The following is a 13,874-nucleotide window of genomic DNA, read 5'->3' as shown; positions in this document are numbered from 1 at the left end:
CCGGCCCCTCCGCCCGCACGGCGGAGGGGCCGGAGCCGTATGCCCGTGTGAACCTGCCCGGCAGGGCGGTCAGTTGGCGACGGGAGCCGGCTCCTCCCGGGGTGCGCGGGCCGAGCCGGGGCGCAGGATTCCCGCGGCCGCCGCCGTGGTGACGCACAGCAGGGTCAGCAGGACGAAGGCGTGGTCGAGGGCGACGACGTGGGTCAGCCAGCCGATGACCGCGGGGCCGGCGAGCATGCCGACATAGCCGAGGCCGGCGACGCGGGAGACGTTCGCGCCGGCGGCCGCGGGGTCGGCGTGACCGGCCGCGCTGAACAACTGCGGGACCGTCCCGGACAGGCCGAGGCCGAACAGCGCCCAGCCCGCGAACGCGGCCCACAGCCAGGGGCCGAGGGCCACGAGCGTGATGCCGACGGCGGCCGTCGCCGCTCCGTGGCGCAGGACGGCCACCGAGCCGAACCGGGCGACGAGACGGTCGGCGAGCAGCCGGCCGGTGGTCATGGCCGCCGCGAAGGTGCCGTACGCGAAGGCGGCCGTGCCGGCGGGCGCGCCGAGGACGTCCTTCATGTGCAGGGCGCTCCAGTCGTTGGCGGCGCCCTCGCAGAGCATGACCATCAGCGCCAGGACGGCCAGGAGCCAGACACGGCTCCGGACGTCGCGCGGCGCCGCTTCGGTCCCGCCCCCGGAAGCGGATGCCGAGCCGGTGGCCGAGCCGGGGGCCGTGGCGGCGTCGGCTCCCGTGCCCGTGTCCGGTTCGGTGTCCGCGGTCGCGGTCGTGGTCGTGGTCGTGGTCGTGGGAGCGGAAGGCAGCAGGGCCCGTGCCGTCGCCAGGGCGATCGCGATGCCGACGGCTCCCAGGACGGCCATGCTCGTGACCGGAGTCAGCCCGGCGCTCGCGGCACCGGCCGCCACCAGCGCGGCGAGGACCCCGCCGACGGAGAACGTGGCGTGGAATCCGGACATGACGGGCCGCCCGTAGGCCTTCTCCACGTGCACGGCGTGCGCGTTCATGCCCACGTCCAGGCAGCCGTTGCAGAACCCGAAGACCAGCAGGGCTCCCGCCAGCGTCCAGGGGTCCCGGGCGAGGCCGGGCAGGATCAGGGCCGCGCCGCACAGCACTCCGCCGGCGGGGACCACGACACGCGCTCCGAAGCGGTCGGCCAGGGGGCCGGCCACCCGCATCCCCAGGAACGCGCCGAGCCCGAGCAGGACCAGCAGGCCGCCCAGCGTCGCGTGGCTGACGCCCACCCGTTCCTCGACGGCGGGGATGTTCACCACCCAGGCGCCCATCAGGGTGCCGCACAGCACGAAGTACACATAGGTCGCCACGCGGGCGGCTCGAAGCGATCGTTCCATGCGGCCAACGTAACCGAACATTCCCCATGTTCGAAAGCCCGCGAATTGAACGCGTTGCATGTTCGTTGTGTGGTGGTGTTCAATCCCGCCATGAGCAACGCAGACCGGCACGGGCTGATCGCCAAGGCCGTACGGGACTCCGGCAACGTCACGGTCCATGACCTCGCGGAGCTGACCGGCGCCTCGGAGATGACCATCCGCCGCGATCTCGACGTCCTGGCGGCCCAGGGCGTCCTGGAACGGGTCAGGGGCGGGGCCCGCACCCTGCTGCTCAGGGGCGAGGAGCCCCCCTTCGCGCTGCGCGCCAACGACTCGGCCGACGCCAAGCGCCGGATCGCCGCCGAGGTCTGCGCGATGATCGCGGACGGGGAGAGCGTCCTGCTGGACAGCGGGACGACCTGTCTGGAGGTCGCCCGCCTCCTGCGTGAGCGGCCCGTCACGGTACTGCCGCTGTCCCTCCAGGCCATCCACGTGCTCGGCGGGACACCGGGCGCGGCCACGCTGGTGGTGCCCGGCGGTCAGCCCCGCGCCGCCGAGGGAGCCCTCACCGGCCCCCTGACCCTGGCCTCACTGGCGGCCCTGCGGTTCGACACCGCCGTCATGGGCTGCTGCGGCCTGAGCGCGGCCGACGGACTGACCGCCTACGACCTGGACGACGCCGCGGTGAAGCGTGCCGCCATCACCTCGTCCCGCCGCGTGATCCTCGCGACGGACGGCAGCAAGCTCGGCCACACGGCCTTCGCCCACGTCGGCCCGTCCACGCTCCTGCACACCCTCGTGACCGACACCACCGCACCGCCCGACGAGCTGGCCGCGCTGGATCAGGCCGGCACCGCCGTCAGGACCGTCTGACCTCAGCCCCGCCGCGTGCCGCCACGCCGGATCAGTCCGGAATGCGGACCGTCTCCACCCAGCCCGGCGGCTGCGGGGCCGCGGAGCCGATGAGTGCCGCGATCACCCGGCAGGGCGGGGCCTCCTGGGGCCAGGGAGTGATCCCGTCGGTCAGGACCACGATGATGTTCGGACGGTCCGGTGTCGCGAGCGCCGCCGTGATGCCGACGCGCATGTCCGTGCCGCCCCCGCCGCCCAGGGTGATCTGCTCGGTGGCCGTCACCCGGGACACGGCGTGCACGTCGGCGTCGCAGGCGAGCACGGTCACGCGGTTGCCCCGGACGCCCACTTCGCGCAGGACTCCCGTCACCTCGCCCAGGGCGGCGGCCAGTTCGTCGTCCCCCATGGATCCGGAGGTGTCGATGACGACGGCGACCCGCGGCAGCGGGCGGCGCAGGCTCGGCAGGACGACACCGCGCAGGGCCGGCGTGCGGCGCGAGGGACGGCGATACGTGTAGTCGACGGCTCCGCCCGCCCAGGCGGCCGCCTCGCGTACCGCGCCGGACAGCGCCTGCCGCCAGTCCACGGTGGGTTCCAGCGTCTCCTCGGCCCAGCGCTGCCAGCCCGCGGGCAGGGTGCCGCGTGAACGCTGGTGACCGCGCATGGCCTCCGCGGTCTGCCAGCGCAGGGCCTGCGCCTCGACCTCCCCGATCCCCGCGGCCCCGGCGGTACCCGGCAACTCCCAGGCCCCCGGGCGGCCGTGGGCGCCCGAGCCGCAGTCCGGGGTCCGCACGTGCGGCGGCAACCGGTCCAGGTACTCCTCGAACAGCCGGCCCTCGGGAAGCCCGAACCGCCGTGGCTCCATGCGCCCTTCGGGCAGCCGCAGCCCGTCGGCGAGCAGATCGTCGTTGATCTCGCAGTCCTGGGCGACGTTGACGCGGTGCCAGTCCCGCTGGGCCTCGGCGGGAAGCCGGTCGGCCCGGCCGTGGTGGTCGCGCAGCAGGTGCGCGACCTCGTGCACCCACACGCCCGCGAGCTCGGGGACCGGTGTCGCCTCGACGAAGGCGGGGGACACATAGCAGCGCCAGCGCCGGTCCACTCCCATCGTGGGCACGTCCGTGCTGGGCACGACGGTCAGGGAGTACAACGCGGCCGCCAGATAGGGGCGGTCGCTCGCCGCCCGGTAGCGGGCGGCGAGCAGCTTGGTCATGTCCAGTGCGCCGCGCGGGTCCCCCGTGGCCCCGGAACGGTTCACCGGCCGCCGCCGGGCAGCGCCCCCGACATCTGGAGCAGGTCGAGGAACCCGTCGATGCCGGGCGGTACGGGCCAGTCGAGGTGCCGCATCGCCGCCAGGTCGGTCGCGGCCCGGGCGGCCACGTCCGGTACTCCCGCGTCCACGGCCTTCGCCAGGACCGCCCAGCCCGCCTCCCAGCGGGGCCGGGTGAGGTCGCTCTGGATGGCGGCGACCACCGCGATGAGGAAGGCCAGTTGCCGGTCGCCGCGCTCGGGCAGGGCGAAGGCGTCCGGGTCGGCGAGGACGCGGTCGGGGTCGGGCAGGTCGAGGTGTTCGAGGTACGACAGCAGTTCGAGGCCGGCGCCGTCCCCGACCGCACCGGTCAGCGCGGCGGCCAGCGCCTCGCGCCCGGCCCCGGCCGCGTACGCGGTGGCGAGCAGTTTGAGCGCCATCTCCCACGTGCGGGGGGACGGCCAGGATCGGCCGCGGTTCTCCGCGTCCCCGGGGATGTGGTGGACGAGGCCGGGCCGGGCGGTGAGGAAGCCGGAGATCGCGCCGCGGGCCCGCGCGACCGCGCCGGGCACCTTCGCGGCGCCGACGAGCGGCACCGTGACCTCGGGCCAGGTCCCGGCGAGACCGCGGGCGACGATCCGGGAGTCGTGGGTCCACTGGAGGTGCACGAACCGGTTGGCGAGCGGCGGGCTGAGGTGCCAGCCGTCGGCCGCGCTGGACGGCGGGTTGGCGGCGGCGACGATGCGTACGGACTCCGGCAGGACCAGGCTGCCGACCCGCCGTTCCAGCACCACGCGCAGCAGGGCGGCCTGCACGGCGGGCGGCGCGGAGGAGAGTTCGTCGAAGAAGAGCAGTCCGTGTCCGGCCCGGGCGAGGCGCACCGCCCAGTCCGGCGGGGCCATCGGGACGCCGGTCACGGCGGGGTCGTCGCCGACGATGGGCAGTCCGGCGAAGTCGGAGGGTTCGTGCACGCTGGCGATGACCGTCTCCAGCGGCAGGCCGAGTCCGGCGGCGAGCTGCTCCAGAGCGGCCGACTTGCCGATACCCGGTTCCCCCCACAGCAGTACGGGCTGATTGGCCGTCACCGCCAGTGCGAGCGCCTCCAGTTGAGGGTTCGCGGCGGGCTCCGTACGGCTCGTGCGCAGCCTGCGGTTGAGGTCGTCCGCGGCGGCGAGCGGGCTCGCGGAGTGGGTGCCGGGGGCGGTCCCGTTGGTACTCACAGGGGGAGGCCTCTCCTCGTCGTCAGGCTGGTTCTCGTCGCCGGACCGGTCGTGGTCCCGGGGCGGGTGGTCGTCGTGGGGCCTGTGTTCGTCGCCGGGCCGGTCGGTGTGGCCGGCCCCGCTCGTGGTCCCGGGGCTATTCCTCGTCGTCGGACGCGTCCGGCTCGTCGGCCCAGTAGTCCGCCTGCTCGTCCATCCACTCGTCCCACTCCGCGGAGCCGACGTCGGGATGCTCCGCCTCGACGCGCTCGCGGAGGAAACCGAGGTCGGGCCGCTTGTAGCGGCGGACGACCTGGGCCAGCGACAGCTCGGACCCGTCGACCACGTCGAGCCGCGCCCCGGCGGCGACCAGCGCCTCCACCAGCGCCTTGGAGCCGAGGTCGTTCGCCGCCACGAACAGCGGAGTACGGTCCCGCTCGTCACGGGCCTCCAGGTCGAGTCCCTCCGCCAGGAGCCGCGGCAGGAGCACCTCGTGATCGAGGAGGTTCAGTACGTGCAGCAGGCTCCGGCCGGTGGCATCCCGTACGCGGGGGTCGACGCCGGCGTCGAGGAGTTCCAGCACGCCGGGGGTGTCGCCGTGCTGGGCGCGCACGAACAGCTCGTTGCGCTGGGCCCGCAGCGCCCTCGGCAGGCGTCCGTCCCCGGTGGTCCACGTCTGCTGCACGGCGAAGCATCCGGCGACGGCACCGCCGAAGGCGCGCAGGGCGCGTTCGCGCTGCTGCTCCTCGTCGGTGTGCGGCATGCGCAGCAGGCCGCCGGGGTGGAAGGCCACCTCGTGCCACGCGCCCCGGCACCTCACCCGCACCGGCTGGGGAAGCGTCGGTCCGGGCGGACCGGCCGGGCCCGCGGGGGCGGGAAGCGCGGGGAACAGCGCCTCACGGACGAGGGGATGCAGATGCTCGGGCGCGACGCCCCCGAGGCGCATCAGGTCGAGGTCGGGGAGTCTGCGCCACAGTGCCTCGGCGAGGACCGGCTCTCCCTTGACCGCTTCGCGGTCGACGACTCGTAGCACCAGGCCCCCGGCGTCCGCGGGCTCCAGCACGATGTGCGTACGCCAGTCCCCGGCGATGACGAAGCGGTGGCCATTGCCGTCGGCGATCTGCCGGCGGATCTCCGGTTCGAGGCGGGTGTGGGCGAGCGCGGTCCCGGCCACGTGTTCCACCGGGTTCGCCTGGTACCAGCCCGACTTCTGCGTGGGGGTCAGGTCCGCGTCGATACCGGCGGCGGCCAGGGCGGCCTGTACGTCGCCCCTCTGGTGCAGCAGCGTGGCCCACTCGGCCCGCGCCGCCGGGTCGCCGGGGCCCGGGTCGGCCGTGGGGAGTTCGTCCGCGCCGAGCGGTGTGGCGTCGGCGTGGAAGAACGGCGGCCTGTCCGGGCCGCCGCCACAGCGTTCGAGCAGTTCGGCGGTGTGCCGGGCGTCCCACAGATGCCGTGCGGAACGCCAGTCGTCGGTGCTCGGCCCGAACCCTCCCGCTGCCCGCTCGTCCTTGACCGGACCGAACCGCAGCGCGATCCGCTGCGGTCCGGCGATCATCGCGGGTGTCGTGATGTGCAGGTGACCCGTGGTCGGGCGGTCCTCGCCGGCCGCCTTCGAGCGGTACCGCGCGAGCACGATCGTCCGGTCGGTGGCGAGCGTGGTCAGCCCGCCGAGCGCGCGCGGGAGATGCCAGCGCACGAGGTCGGGGACGAAGTGACGGAGGTCCCCCTCCAGCTCCGTCGCGACGTCGTCGCCCCAGCCGTCCGCGATCTCGGACAGGTCGAAGGTGATGTCGACGTTCGCCACCGCGCAGGCCCCGCGCCAGTCACCGGCCAGACGGCAGGCGGTCGCACGGTCGATCATCCAGCGGGGCACCGCGTAGCGGCGGATCCGGCGCCGGCTGGACACCTCGTCCGGGCGGAAGCAGGGGAGTTCACCGCGAGCGCTCATCGGTAGACACTCCCGATCGCGCGCAGGTCGGGGTGCGTCCTGCCGACGGGCCGCAGCCGCAGGGTGAAGGAGCGCTTCACCTTCCGGGGCAGGCCGGGTCCCAGCCCGACGTACTCCAGTGCCGAGCGGTCGGGCACCGCGGCGAGCAGTGTCTTCGCGCCCCGGCCGGTCAGGCCGGTGTGGCACAGTTCCAGCCGTCGCAGCGGGCTGCCCGGCAGGGCGGCGGCCAGCGCCTGGGCGCCTTCGTCGCCGGTGGTGTTGGGGGGCGCGCCGAGGCTGCGTGCCGACAGCGGCCGGCCCAGGTCGAGTGCCTCGATCCCGTGGAGGGAGTCGGCGAGGGCCCGGGCACCCGCGGGGCCGATGCCGTTGCCGCCCAGGCCGAGGCGTACGGGCCGGGCGGGGTCGACGGCTTGCGCGAGGATGGCGGCGCCCTCGTCCCCGAGGTGGTTGGCGGGGAGGTACAGCTCGCGCACACCGGCTTCGCGGATCAGGCGGGCGAGGAGCGGGGCGGCTTCCGCGGTCAGGCCGTTGCCGCCGAGGAAGAGCCGTTCCACCGGGCTAGGCCGGTCGGTGAGGGTGTCGCACAGGGCGCGCAGACCGTCGGTGGTCAGACCGGTGTTGACCAGGTCGAGGGTGCGCAGCGCGGTGTTGCGACGGAGCATGGCGGCGAGCACCCGGGCCCCGTGGTCGCCCACCGGGTTGCGCTTGAGCCACAGGGCGTGGACGGTGTCGTCCGTCGTCAGCGCGGCGGCGAGCGCGGTGACGCCTTCGGCGCCGATGCGGTTGCAGCCGAGGTAGAGGGTGCGCAGTCCGTGTCCGTCGGCGAGCGCGTCGGCGACCGTGCGGGCGCCCTCGTCGCCGATGGCGTTGGTGCCGAGCAGGACGTGCGTGGCGTGCGGGGAGGCGGCGGCCACGGGCATGAGCCGGGCGGCGCCGCCCGGGCCGAGGCCCTGCTTGCACAGGTCGACCCGTCCGTCCGCGCGTACGGTGCCGAGCGGGAACGTCTCGTCGGCCTCGACCGGCGTGCCGGACCGCAGCCGGTCGAGCAGCGGCTCCAGAGCGGCGGGTTCGCTGATCGGGATGTCGGGGTGCTCGATCGCGGGGCAGCGTACGGGCGTCGGCTGCGTCATCACCACTCCACCGGTCCATCGCCGGTGCCCGGCGCGCCCAGGGCGGCATCGCCCTCCGCCCGCCCGGGGTGAACCGACGCCAATCGATATTCCTCTACGACAAAGGTGGCAAGACCGGCCGGATTCGAACCGGCGTCCTCCAGCTCGATGCTTGGGCGCGACGACCTCTGCGCTACAGCCTTGCCATGGGTGATCATAGCGGCTTTCGTACCGGCGTTCGGGCCGAGTTGGGGAGATCCGGGTCCGAAGGGCCGCCTGCCTGGAGGCGATGGGGCGTCCACCGTCCCGTCCCTGTGCAGGCCTCTTGTCAGGGTTCCCGCGGGAGGAGGAGTATGCCGCCTTCGGCGACCGGTCGAGGGGAGACCACCGTGCTGGATCAAGAGGCGGATACTGAGGGCGACTTACCCGTGAGGACGGGACTGGCGACGGCCGCCGCGTACGGCATCGCCGCTCTGGTGCACCTCGTCGCGCTGAGCCTGCTGACCGTCGGTCTGCTGCTGGTCGTTCTGCGCCTGCGGACGATCGTGCAGCCGTTGATCGGCCTGGTGCTGCTGCTGACCGCCGCCGTGCTGCGTCCGCGGCCGGGCGGACTGGACCCGGACCTGCCGACGCTGCGCCGGGAGGAAGCGCCCGCGCTGTACGCGCTGTTGGACGAAGTGGCGGACACGGTCGGCGTGCGGCGCGTCGATGCCGTACAGGTCGGTACGGACTTCACCGTGCGGGTCCGCTCCTACGGGGTGCGGCGCAGGAGGCGACTGGTCCTCGGTTACCCCCTCTGGATGACCTTCGCGCCGCAGCAGCGAGTCGCCGCCGTCGCCCATGAGTTGGGGCACTTCGCGGCTCGCGACGCGCGACGCGGGGCGCTGGTCGGTGCCGCACTCTCCGGCCTGACCGGCGCGGTGCGACAGCTGCAACACCCCACCGCCGCGCCGGACGCCGTCCTGGCCCCTTCGCCGCTGTCACGGTACGCGGAGGAGATGACCACCGCGGCGGTGCGGTTCAAGGCCCACGGTCTCACCGCGAACTGGGCGCTGTGGCTGCCCGGACTGCTGATGAAGGGCGGGGTCCGGTCACTGCTGCGGCTCACGCTGCCGAACGCTCGGCGTACGGAGTTCCGGGCGGACGCCGTGGCTGCCCGCGTGGCGTCCACCGAGGCGGCGGTCTCGGCGTTGCGCGACCGGCGACTGGCCCATGTGGTCGACGTCGAGGTGCACCGGTTGGCGATCGCGACCCGGACGTTCGGCTGGACCGGAACGGCGCAGGGGGTGGACCAGGACTTCTGGCCGAAGGTCGCCGCACACACGGCGTCGGTGTCCGAGGGCGTATCGGTGTCCGACGGCGTACGCGACGAGCGGGCCGCTGCCGGCTCGGACAGCGAGGCGGTTCCGGGCCCGGACGGGCGGGGCGGCCGGGCCGGGGACCCGGGCTCGGGTCTGCCCGGTATCGGAGCACGTGTCGCCCGACTGTCCACGGGTCCTGCGCAGCAGGCCGCCGTCCTGCTCGACGCGGCCCGGGCCGATGCCATCGAGGTCGAACTCCGCGAGCCGAAGCGCGTACTGGCCGCCAAGGTCCTTCAGGACTGCGTCCAGGCCTGACGGGGTGAGCGCGTCCACGCCACGCGCGACGTGCCGCGGCGCGCCGGCCCCTTTGCGTCATGCCTCTCAAGCCCTGCGGGAGGGTGATCGGCGGTGGCTTCGGGAAGCCACCGCCGATCGGCTCCGTCAGCGCATGTCGGTGAGGAGGGTGTTGAGCTCGGCCTCCTGCTGTGCCGGTGACATCGGCGGGTTCGAGTGGTCGATGCCGAAGGTCTTCAGCACCTGGTCCATCTGGGCGTCGAGGAACGTCCAGCCGGTGTTGTCCAGCGGCTGCAACGTGGCCTGATCGGCGTCCCAGAGGTCGCGCAGGGACTGGGTGGCCTTGTGGGCACCGGACGCGTCGCCCGAGCGTGCGTCCTTGAGCGAGGTCGAAGCGAGTGCCTTCAGCGCGTCGACCTTCGCCGCCGGGAACTTCTTCACGGCCTGGCCGGGGGCGAGGTGAACGGTGGAGGTGGCGTCGCCCTCCGGCGCCGGTCCGACGTGCGGCTGGCCGTGCGCCCAGACCAGCAAGGCCCCCGTGGCGACCGCGAGAAGACCGAAGCAGGCCAGGCCGACACGCTCCCTCCGCGGATCGGCGGTGACCTGCGGGGTGTGCGTGGCGTCGTAGGTCTCGGTCACGTCGGAGCGCGTCACCGTCAGGTAGACGACGGTCGCCAGGATCAGACCGAGGAAGATCAGGCTTGTGGTGAAGGTGCCCAGCGCGAGGCCGGTCGGTTCGCCGGGGCCCTGAGCGACCTTCGGCGCGGCGAGCCAGTCACCGATGTTGGCACCCAGCGGGCGGGTCAGGATGTAGGCGAGCCAGAAGGACAGCACCGGGTTGGCGCCGAACTTCCACAGCAGCGTGATCGCCGCGATGAGGCCGAGCGGCAGGAGGACCGACGCACCCGGGCTCCAGCCGGTGAGCTCCAGGGTCCAGTCGCCGGTCGCGGTCCCGAGCGCGAAGGTGACGAGAACGGTGAGCCAGTAGAAGGACTCACGCGAGCGGGTCGTGACCGAGTGGATCGAGAGGGTGCGCTCGCGCAGCCACCACACGCCGAAGACCACGGCGAGCATCACCGAGAACACGCTGGAGCTGATCCACAGCGGCACGTTGAGCTGGTCGGTCAAGATGTCGGTGTAGAGCGTTCCCGTGACGCTGACAACGACCACGGTCAGCCAGTACGGGAACGGGACGTACCGCTTCAGCCGCATCTGGACGACCAGGACCACGACGAACACCGCGGTGAAGATCCACGCCGTGTTCACCAGGCCGACGCCCAGCTTCATGTTGATCCAGTCGGCGAAGCTCTCACCGACCGTCGTGCAGAGGATCTTGATCACCCAGAACCAGATGGTGACCTCGGGAACCTTGTTCAGCATCAGCCGCCCGCTGCGGTGGCCTGTGCCGACTTCGCTTGTCGTCGTCATGCGGCCAGGCTGCCTCGGCCAACCTGCACTCAACCTGACTACGCGACCGCCTCGGGCGTGGGGAAGGTGACCTCGACGCGACCGCGACCGTCGGCGATCGCGCGGACCGCCACGCCCGCGGACGCGGCGAGGCGCTTCACCACGGCCAGCCCCAGCCCGTGCCCGCCGCCGCTGGTCACACCCGCTTCGAAGACCCGGTCCACCTCGGCCGGATCGAACCCCGGGCCGTCGTCGAGGACGTCGATCACGGCCCCCTGCGGCTCGACGCGCCCCGTGACCCAGACGCGCGACCTCGCATGGCGCAGGCCGTTCTCCAGCAGGGGTGACAGCACAGCGACGACGAATTCCTCGGCCACGGCGACGTCGACGTCGGAGGGGACGGCGAGATCGATGGAGCGACCGGCGATCGCCTGTCGCGCCGCCGCCGTGAGATCGCAACAGGTGTCGCCGTCGATCCGTGACCGGGCGGAGCCCAGGATCGTCGTGATCGCCGTGTTCAGACGGTCCACCTCGGTCAGAACGGACTCCGGTGCCAGACGATGACCGGAGAGCTGGGCCAATTGCGCCTCGCCCCGCAGGGCCGTCAAGGGGGTCCGCAGTTCGTGGGCGATCTCGTCGGTGAGCCGGCGCTCGTCGGCGAGCGCGTTGTCCACACGGTCGAGCAGGCGGTCGAGGGTTCGCCCGAGCTCCCCGAACTCGTCGCGCGGATCGCCGAGGTCGAATCGGCGCCCGCGTCCGTGATCGCTCCAGTCGTCGGCGAGCGCGGCCATGTCGTGGACCACCCGCAACGCGCGACCCACCACGACGTAGGCGACGACGCCCGCGAGAAGGATGACGACGCCGCCCAGCATGAGCGACATCGTCAGGCTGCGCTGCTCCGACGTCTCGTACGGCGTCAGGTCCACCCGCACGACCGCCATCACGTGGTGGCCTTGGAGCCCGATCGGCCGGGCGTACAGAAGGTGGCTGCCGACCGTGGTGGTTCGGGACTGCCCGGATCCGACCAGCGCGTCGACGCGGCCGAGGAGGCCGTCCGGCACGAGCCCGTCGATGAGGTGCCCGTCGGCGTACACCCACGAGACCGTGTCCAGCGCTTCGTTTCCGCCCTCGATCAGCACGACGTGGCCACCGCGTACGACCACGTTCGCCGCGACCGCCTCCGCGCGGGTGTGCGCCAGAGCGTTCGCGTCCGCGTCGGTCACCTGGCTCAGCAGCACGTGTGAGACCACCACCAGGACCGCGACCACCGCTGTCGCGATCAGGACCGCGAGGGCGACGACCCTCCCGCGGAAGCCCGTCACTCCCATCGGTAGCCCACCCCACGGACCGTCGCCAGGCGATCGGCCACGCCCAGCGCACCGAGTTTGGTCCGTAGCCGTCGGACGAAGGAGTCGAGGGTGTTGTCGCTGACGTGCGCGCCGTACGGCCAGCCGGCGGCGACGAGGGCGTGGCGGCGCACGGCGTCGCCCTGCGAAGCGACCAGCCGGCCCAGCAGGCGGAACTCGGTCGGCGTCAGGCTCTCGCTCGTCGAACCGTGGGTCACGACGTGCTTCGCCGGGTCGAGGATGACGCCGTTCTGCGGGGTCGCCGCGGTCGTCCTGCGGAGCAGGGCGCGAACCCTCACCAGGAGCTCCGGGATGTCGAACGGTTTCGTCATGTAGTCGTCGGCTCCCGCCTCGAAGCCGCCCACCTTGTGGTGCATGCCGTCCAGAGCGGTGAGCATCAGGACCGGAGCGTCGACGCCGCGTGCCCTCAGCGCCAGGCAGACATCGCGGCCGTCGGCGTCCGGGAGCCCCAGATCCAGGACGATCAGTTGAGGGGTCGGGTCGAGGTTGCCCAGCAGGCTGTCCGCCGTGGGGGTGACGGCGATCTCGTGGCCGTCGTGCTCGAGGGCGCGCTTGAGAACGTCACGGACCGCCGCGTCGTCCTCGCACACCATGATGAAAGCCACGTGCTGCCCCTAGGTCGTCCAGGCGGAGTGCATCGTTCCTCGTGGTCGCCACACGTGCCGTCCGCGGGACTCATGACGGTGTCCCCTTCCGGCGCGGATGGACGGTCCTCGCCCCGGCGAGCCGCCGTGGTGACGTTCACCGGTCCTTGCGGCACGATGAGCGCGGACCGGGCGCCCATCATGACTACAGCCTTGTAGAAGCCATCTGGAACCTTAACCGCTCACCGGGTGGACTCCCGCATCCCCAGCCGATTCAGCGACGTGCGTCACAGCCGCCACGCGCCACCCATGTATGTGATCTCGAAAAAGCCGGTCAGGCCACGTGCCGACGGTCGTGCTCCGGGTCGGTGACGTCCGTGACGTCCACACGCGTCGCTGCCAGGTACACGACCAGTCCGACGATCACCATCGAGAACAGCGCGCCGGTCACGACCGTGCCCAGCTCAAGACCACCGTCGCCGCTAGGTCGGGAGAGGTAGTCGCCGACGGAGGCGCCGAGCGGACGGGTCAGGACGTAGACGGTCCAGAAGCTCCACACGAGGTCCAGGTCGAGCTGGAAGTGTGCCAGGCCCACGGCGGCGATGGCGAGGCCGAACAGCACCGCGGACAGCCAGTGGCCCAGGTGCAGCCGCTCCGACACGAGGTCGCCGGCGGCGGTGCCGAGGGCGAAGGCGAACAGCACGGCCAGCCAGTAGAAGGACTCGCGGCGGGTCGTGTCGATGCTGTGGATCGAGAGCGTGCCCTCGCGCCGGTACCAGACCACGAACACGATCGCGAGGGCGACGACGAAGACCGAGGAGGTCGTCTCCGGCGTGGCGCCCGTGGCGTCGACGAGGTTGTCGCCGGCCAGGGTGCCGACGGTGCCGACCAGGGCGACGGTCGGCCAGTACACACCCGCCCGGTACTCCGTGCTGCGGAACTGGGCGGCCAGCACGACGGCCAGCAACGCAGTCATCAGCACCGACACCGCGGTCAGGCCGAGACCGGCCTTCTGGTTCAGCAGATGGACCGCGGTGGCCCCGACCGTCGCGCAAAGGACCTTTATCGTCCAGAAGTAGGCCGTGACTTCGGGGACTCTGTTCCGGCCCGGCCGACGACCGGACGGCGGAACCGCGCGCGAAGTCGCCACTGGGAACCCGGAGGTCTCAGGACTCTCAAGGGTCATGGTGCTCGACCGTGCCGCAGGGAACCTGAACACATCCTGACCACCG

11 protein-coding genes and 1 tRNA gene are annotated in these 13,874 nt (G+C 72.8%); 2 read left to right on the top strand and 10 right to left on the bottom strand.

Annotation, left to right across the window (positions count from 1 at the left end):
- Positions 1–69: 69 nt before the first annotated feature.
- Positions 70–1,356, bottom strand: coding sequence for an MFS transporter (locus tag ACFWI4_RS16680; RefSeq protein ID WP_387196348.1), 1,287 nt, complete (start codon positions 1,354–1,356; stop codon positions 70–72).
- 90 nt (positions 1,357–1,446) lie between these two features.
- On the opposite strand from ACFWI4_RS16680, the gene ACFWI4_RS16675 reads away from it, so the two are divergent.
- On the top strand, positions 1,447–2,208 hold the full coding sequence (locus ACFWI4_RS16675) for a DeoR/GlpR family DNA-binding transcription regulator (RefSeq protein ID WP_387196345.1): 762 nt from the start codon (positions 1,447–1,449) through the stop codon (positions 2,206–2,208).
- 31 nt (positions 2,209–2,239) lie between these two features.
- On the opposite strand, the gene ACFWI4_RS16670 is transcribed toward ACFWI4_RS16675, so the two are convergent.
- The 5 genes from ACFWI4_RS16670 to ACFWI4_RS16650 form a co-directional block, all read right to left on the bottom strand.
- Positions 2,240–3,397, bottom strand: coding sequence for a VWA-like domain-containing protein (locus ACFWI4_RS16670; RefSeq protein ID WP_387196342.1), 1,158 nt, complete (start codon positions 3,395–3,397; stop codon positions 2,240–2,242).
- Between the two features lie 41 nt (positions 3,398–3,438).
- Entirely contained in the window at positions 3,439–4,653 is a 1,215-nt protein-coding gene (locus tag ACFWI4_RS16665) for an AAA family ATPase (protein ID WP_387196339.1), read from the bottom strand.
- A gap of 136 nt (positions 4,654–4,789) precedes the next feature.
- The gene (locus ACFWI4_RS16660) at positions 4,790–6,580 is read right to left on the bottom strand and encodes an ankyrin repeat domain-containing protein (protein WP_387196336.1); all 1,791 of its coding nucleotides are present in this window, start codon (positions 6,578–6,580) and stop codon (positions 4,790–4,792) included.
- Positions 6,577–7,710 carry a gala protein gene (locus ACFWI4_RS16655; protein ID WP_387196333.1) on the bottom strand — a complete coding sequence of 378 codons (1,134 nt, stop codon included), beginning with the start codon at positions 7,708–7,710 and terminating at the stop codon, positions 6,577–6,579. The genes ACFWI4_RS16660 and ACFWI4_RS16655 overlap by 4 nt, the downstream gene beginning before the upstream one ends.
- A 106-nt stretch (positions 7,711–7,816) precedes the next feature.
- Positions 7,817–7,892 (bottom strand) — tRNA-Arg (locus ACFWI4_RS16650).
- Between the two features lie 225 nt (positions 7,893–8,117).
- Here ACFWI4_RS16650 and ACFWI4_RS16645 point away from each other — a divergent pair.
- Positions 8,118–9,305, top strand: coding sequence for a M48 family metallopeptidase (locus tag ACFWI4_RS16645; RefSeq protein ID WP_387196330.1), 1,188 nt, complete (start codon positions 8,118–8,120; stop codon positions 9,303–9,305).
- Positions 9,306–9,431: 126 nt separating this feature from the next.
- Here the strand turns inward: ACFWI4_RS16645 and ACFWI4_RS16640 are convergent, their stop codons facing one another.
- The 4 genes from ACFWI4_RS16640 to ACFWI4_RS16625 form a co-directional block, all read right to left on the bottom strand.
- A complete protein-coding gene (locus ACFWI4_RS16640) occupies positions 9,432–10,712 on the bottom strand; it encodes a hypothetical protein (RefSeq protein WP_387196327.1) in 1,281 nt (426 codons plus the stop codon).
- Positions 10,713–10,750: 38 nt separating this feature from the next.
- On the bottom strand, positions 10,751–12,019 hold the full coding sequence (locus ACFWI4_RS16635; protein ID WP_387196324.1) for a sensor histidine kinase: 1,269 nt from the start codon (positions 12,017–12,019) through the stop codon (positions 10,751–10,753).
- A complete protein-coding gene (locus tag ACFWI4_RS16630) occupies positions 12,010–12,663 on the bottom strand; it encodes a response regulator transcription factor (protein ID WP_387196321.1) in 654 nt (217 codons plus the stop codon). The genes ACFWI4_RS16635 and ACFWI4_RS16630 overlap by 10 nt, the downstream gene beginning before the upstream one ends.
- 313 nt (positions 12,664–12,976) lie before the next feature.
- A complete protein-coding gene (locus tag ACFWI4_RS16625; protein ID WP_387196318.1) occupies positions 12,977–13,828 on the bottom strand; it encodes a hypothetical protein in 852 nt (283 codons plus the stop codon).
- Positions 13,829–13,874 lie beyond the last annotated feature (46 nt).

This window comes from Streptomyces sp. NPDC127038 (assembly GCF_042725875.1).
Lineage (GTDB): Bacteria > Actinomycetota > Actinomycetes > Streptomycetales > Streptomycetaceae > Streptomyces.
Note: the sequence above shows the minus strand (reverse complement) of the source record. Positions and strands in the feature narration are given on the sequence as shown.

Coding starts and splice junctions, on each gene's coding strand:
- ACFWI4_RS16680 (WP_387196348.1), bottom strand. CDS start 1,356: ATGGAACGATCGCTTCGAGCCGCCCGCGTGGCGACCTATGTGTACTTC.
- ACFWI4_RS16675 (WP_387196345.1), top strand. CDS start 1,447: ATGAGCAACGCAGACCGGCACGGGCTGATCGCCAAGGCCGTACGGGAC.
- ACFWI4_RS16670 (WP_387196342.1), bottom strand. CDS start 3,397: ATGACCAAGCTGCTCGCCGCCCGCTACCGGGCGGCGAGCGACCGCCCC.
- ACFWI4_RS16660 (WP_387196336.1), bottom strand. CDS start 6,580: ATGAGCGCTCGCGGTGAACTCCCCTGCTTCCGCCCGGACGAGGTGTCC.
- ACFWI4_RS16655 (WP_387196333.1), bottom strand. CDS start 7,710: ATGACGCAGCCGACGCCCGTACGCTGCCCCGCGATCGAGCACCCCGAC.
- ACFWI4_RS16640 (WP_387196327.1), bottom strand. CDS start 10,712: ATGACGACGACAAGCGAAGTCGGCACAGGCCACCGCAGCGGGCGGCTG.
- ACFWI4_RS16635 (WP_387196324.1), bottom strand. CDS start 12,019: ATGGGAGTGACGGGCTTCCGCGGGAGGGTCGTCGCCCTCGCGGTCCTG.
- ACFWI4_RS16625 (WP_387196318.1), bottom strand. CDS start 13,828: ATGACCCTTGAGAGTCCTGAGACCTCCGGGTTCCCAGTGGCGACTTCG.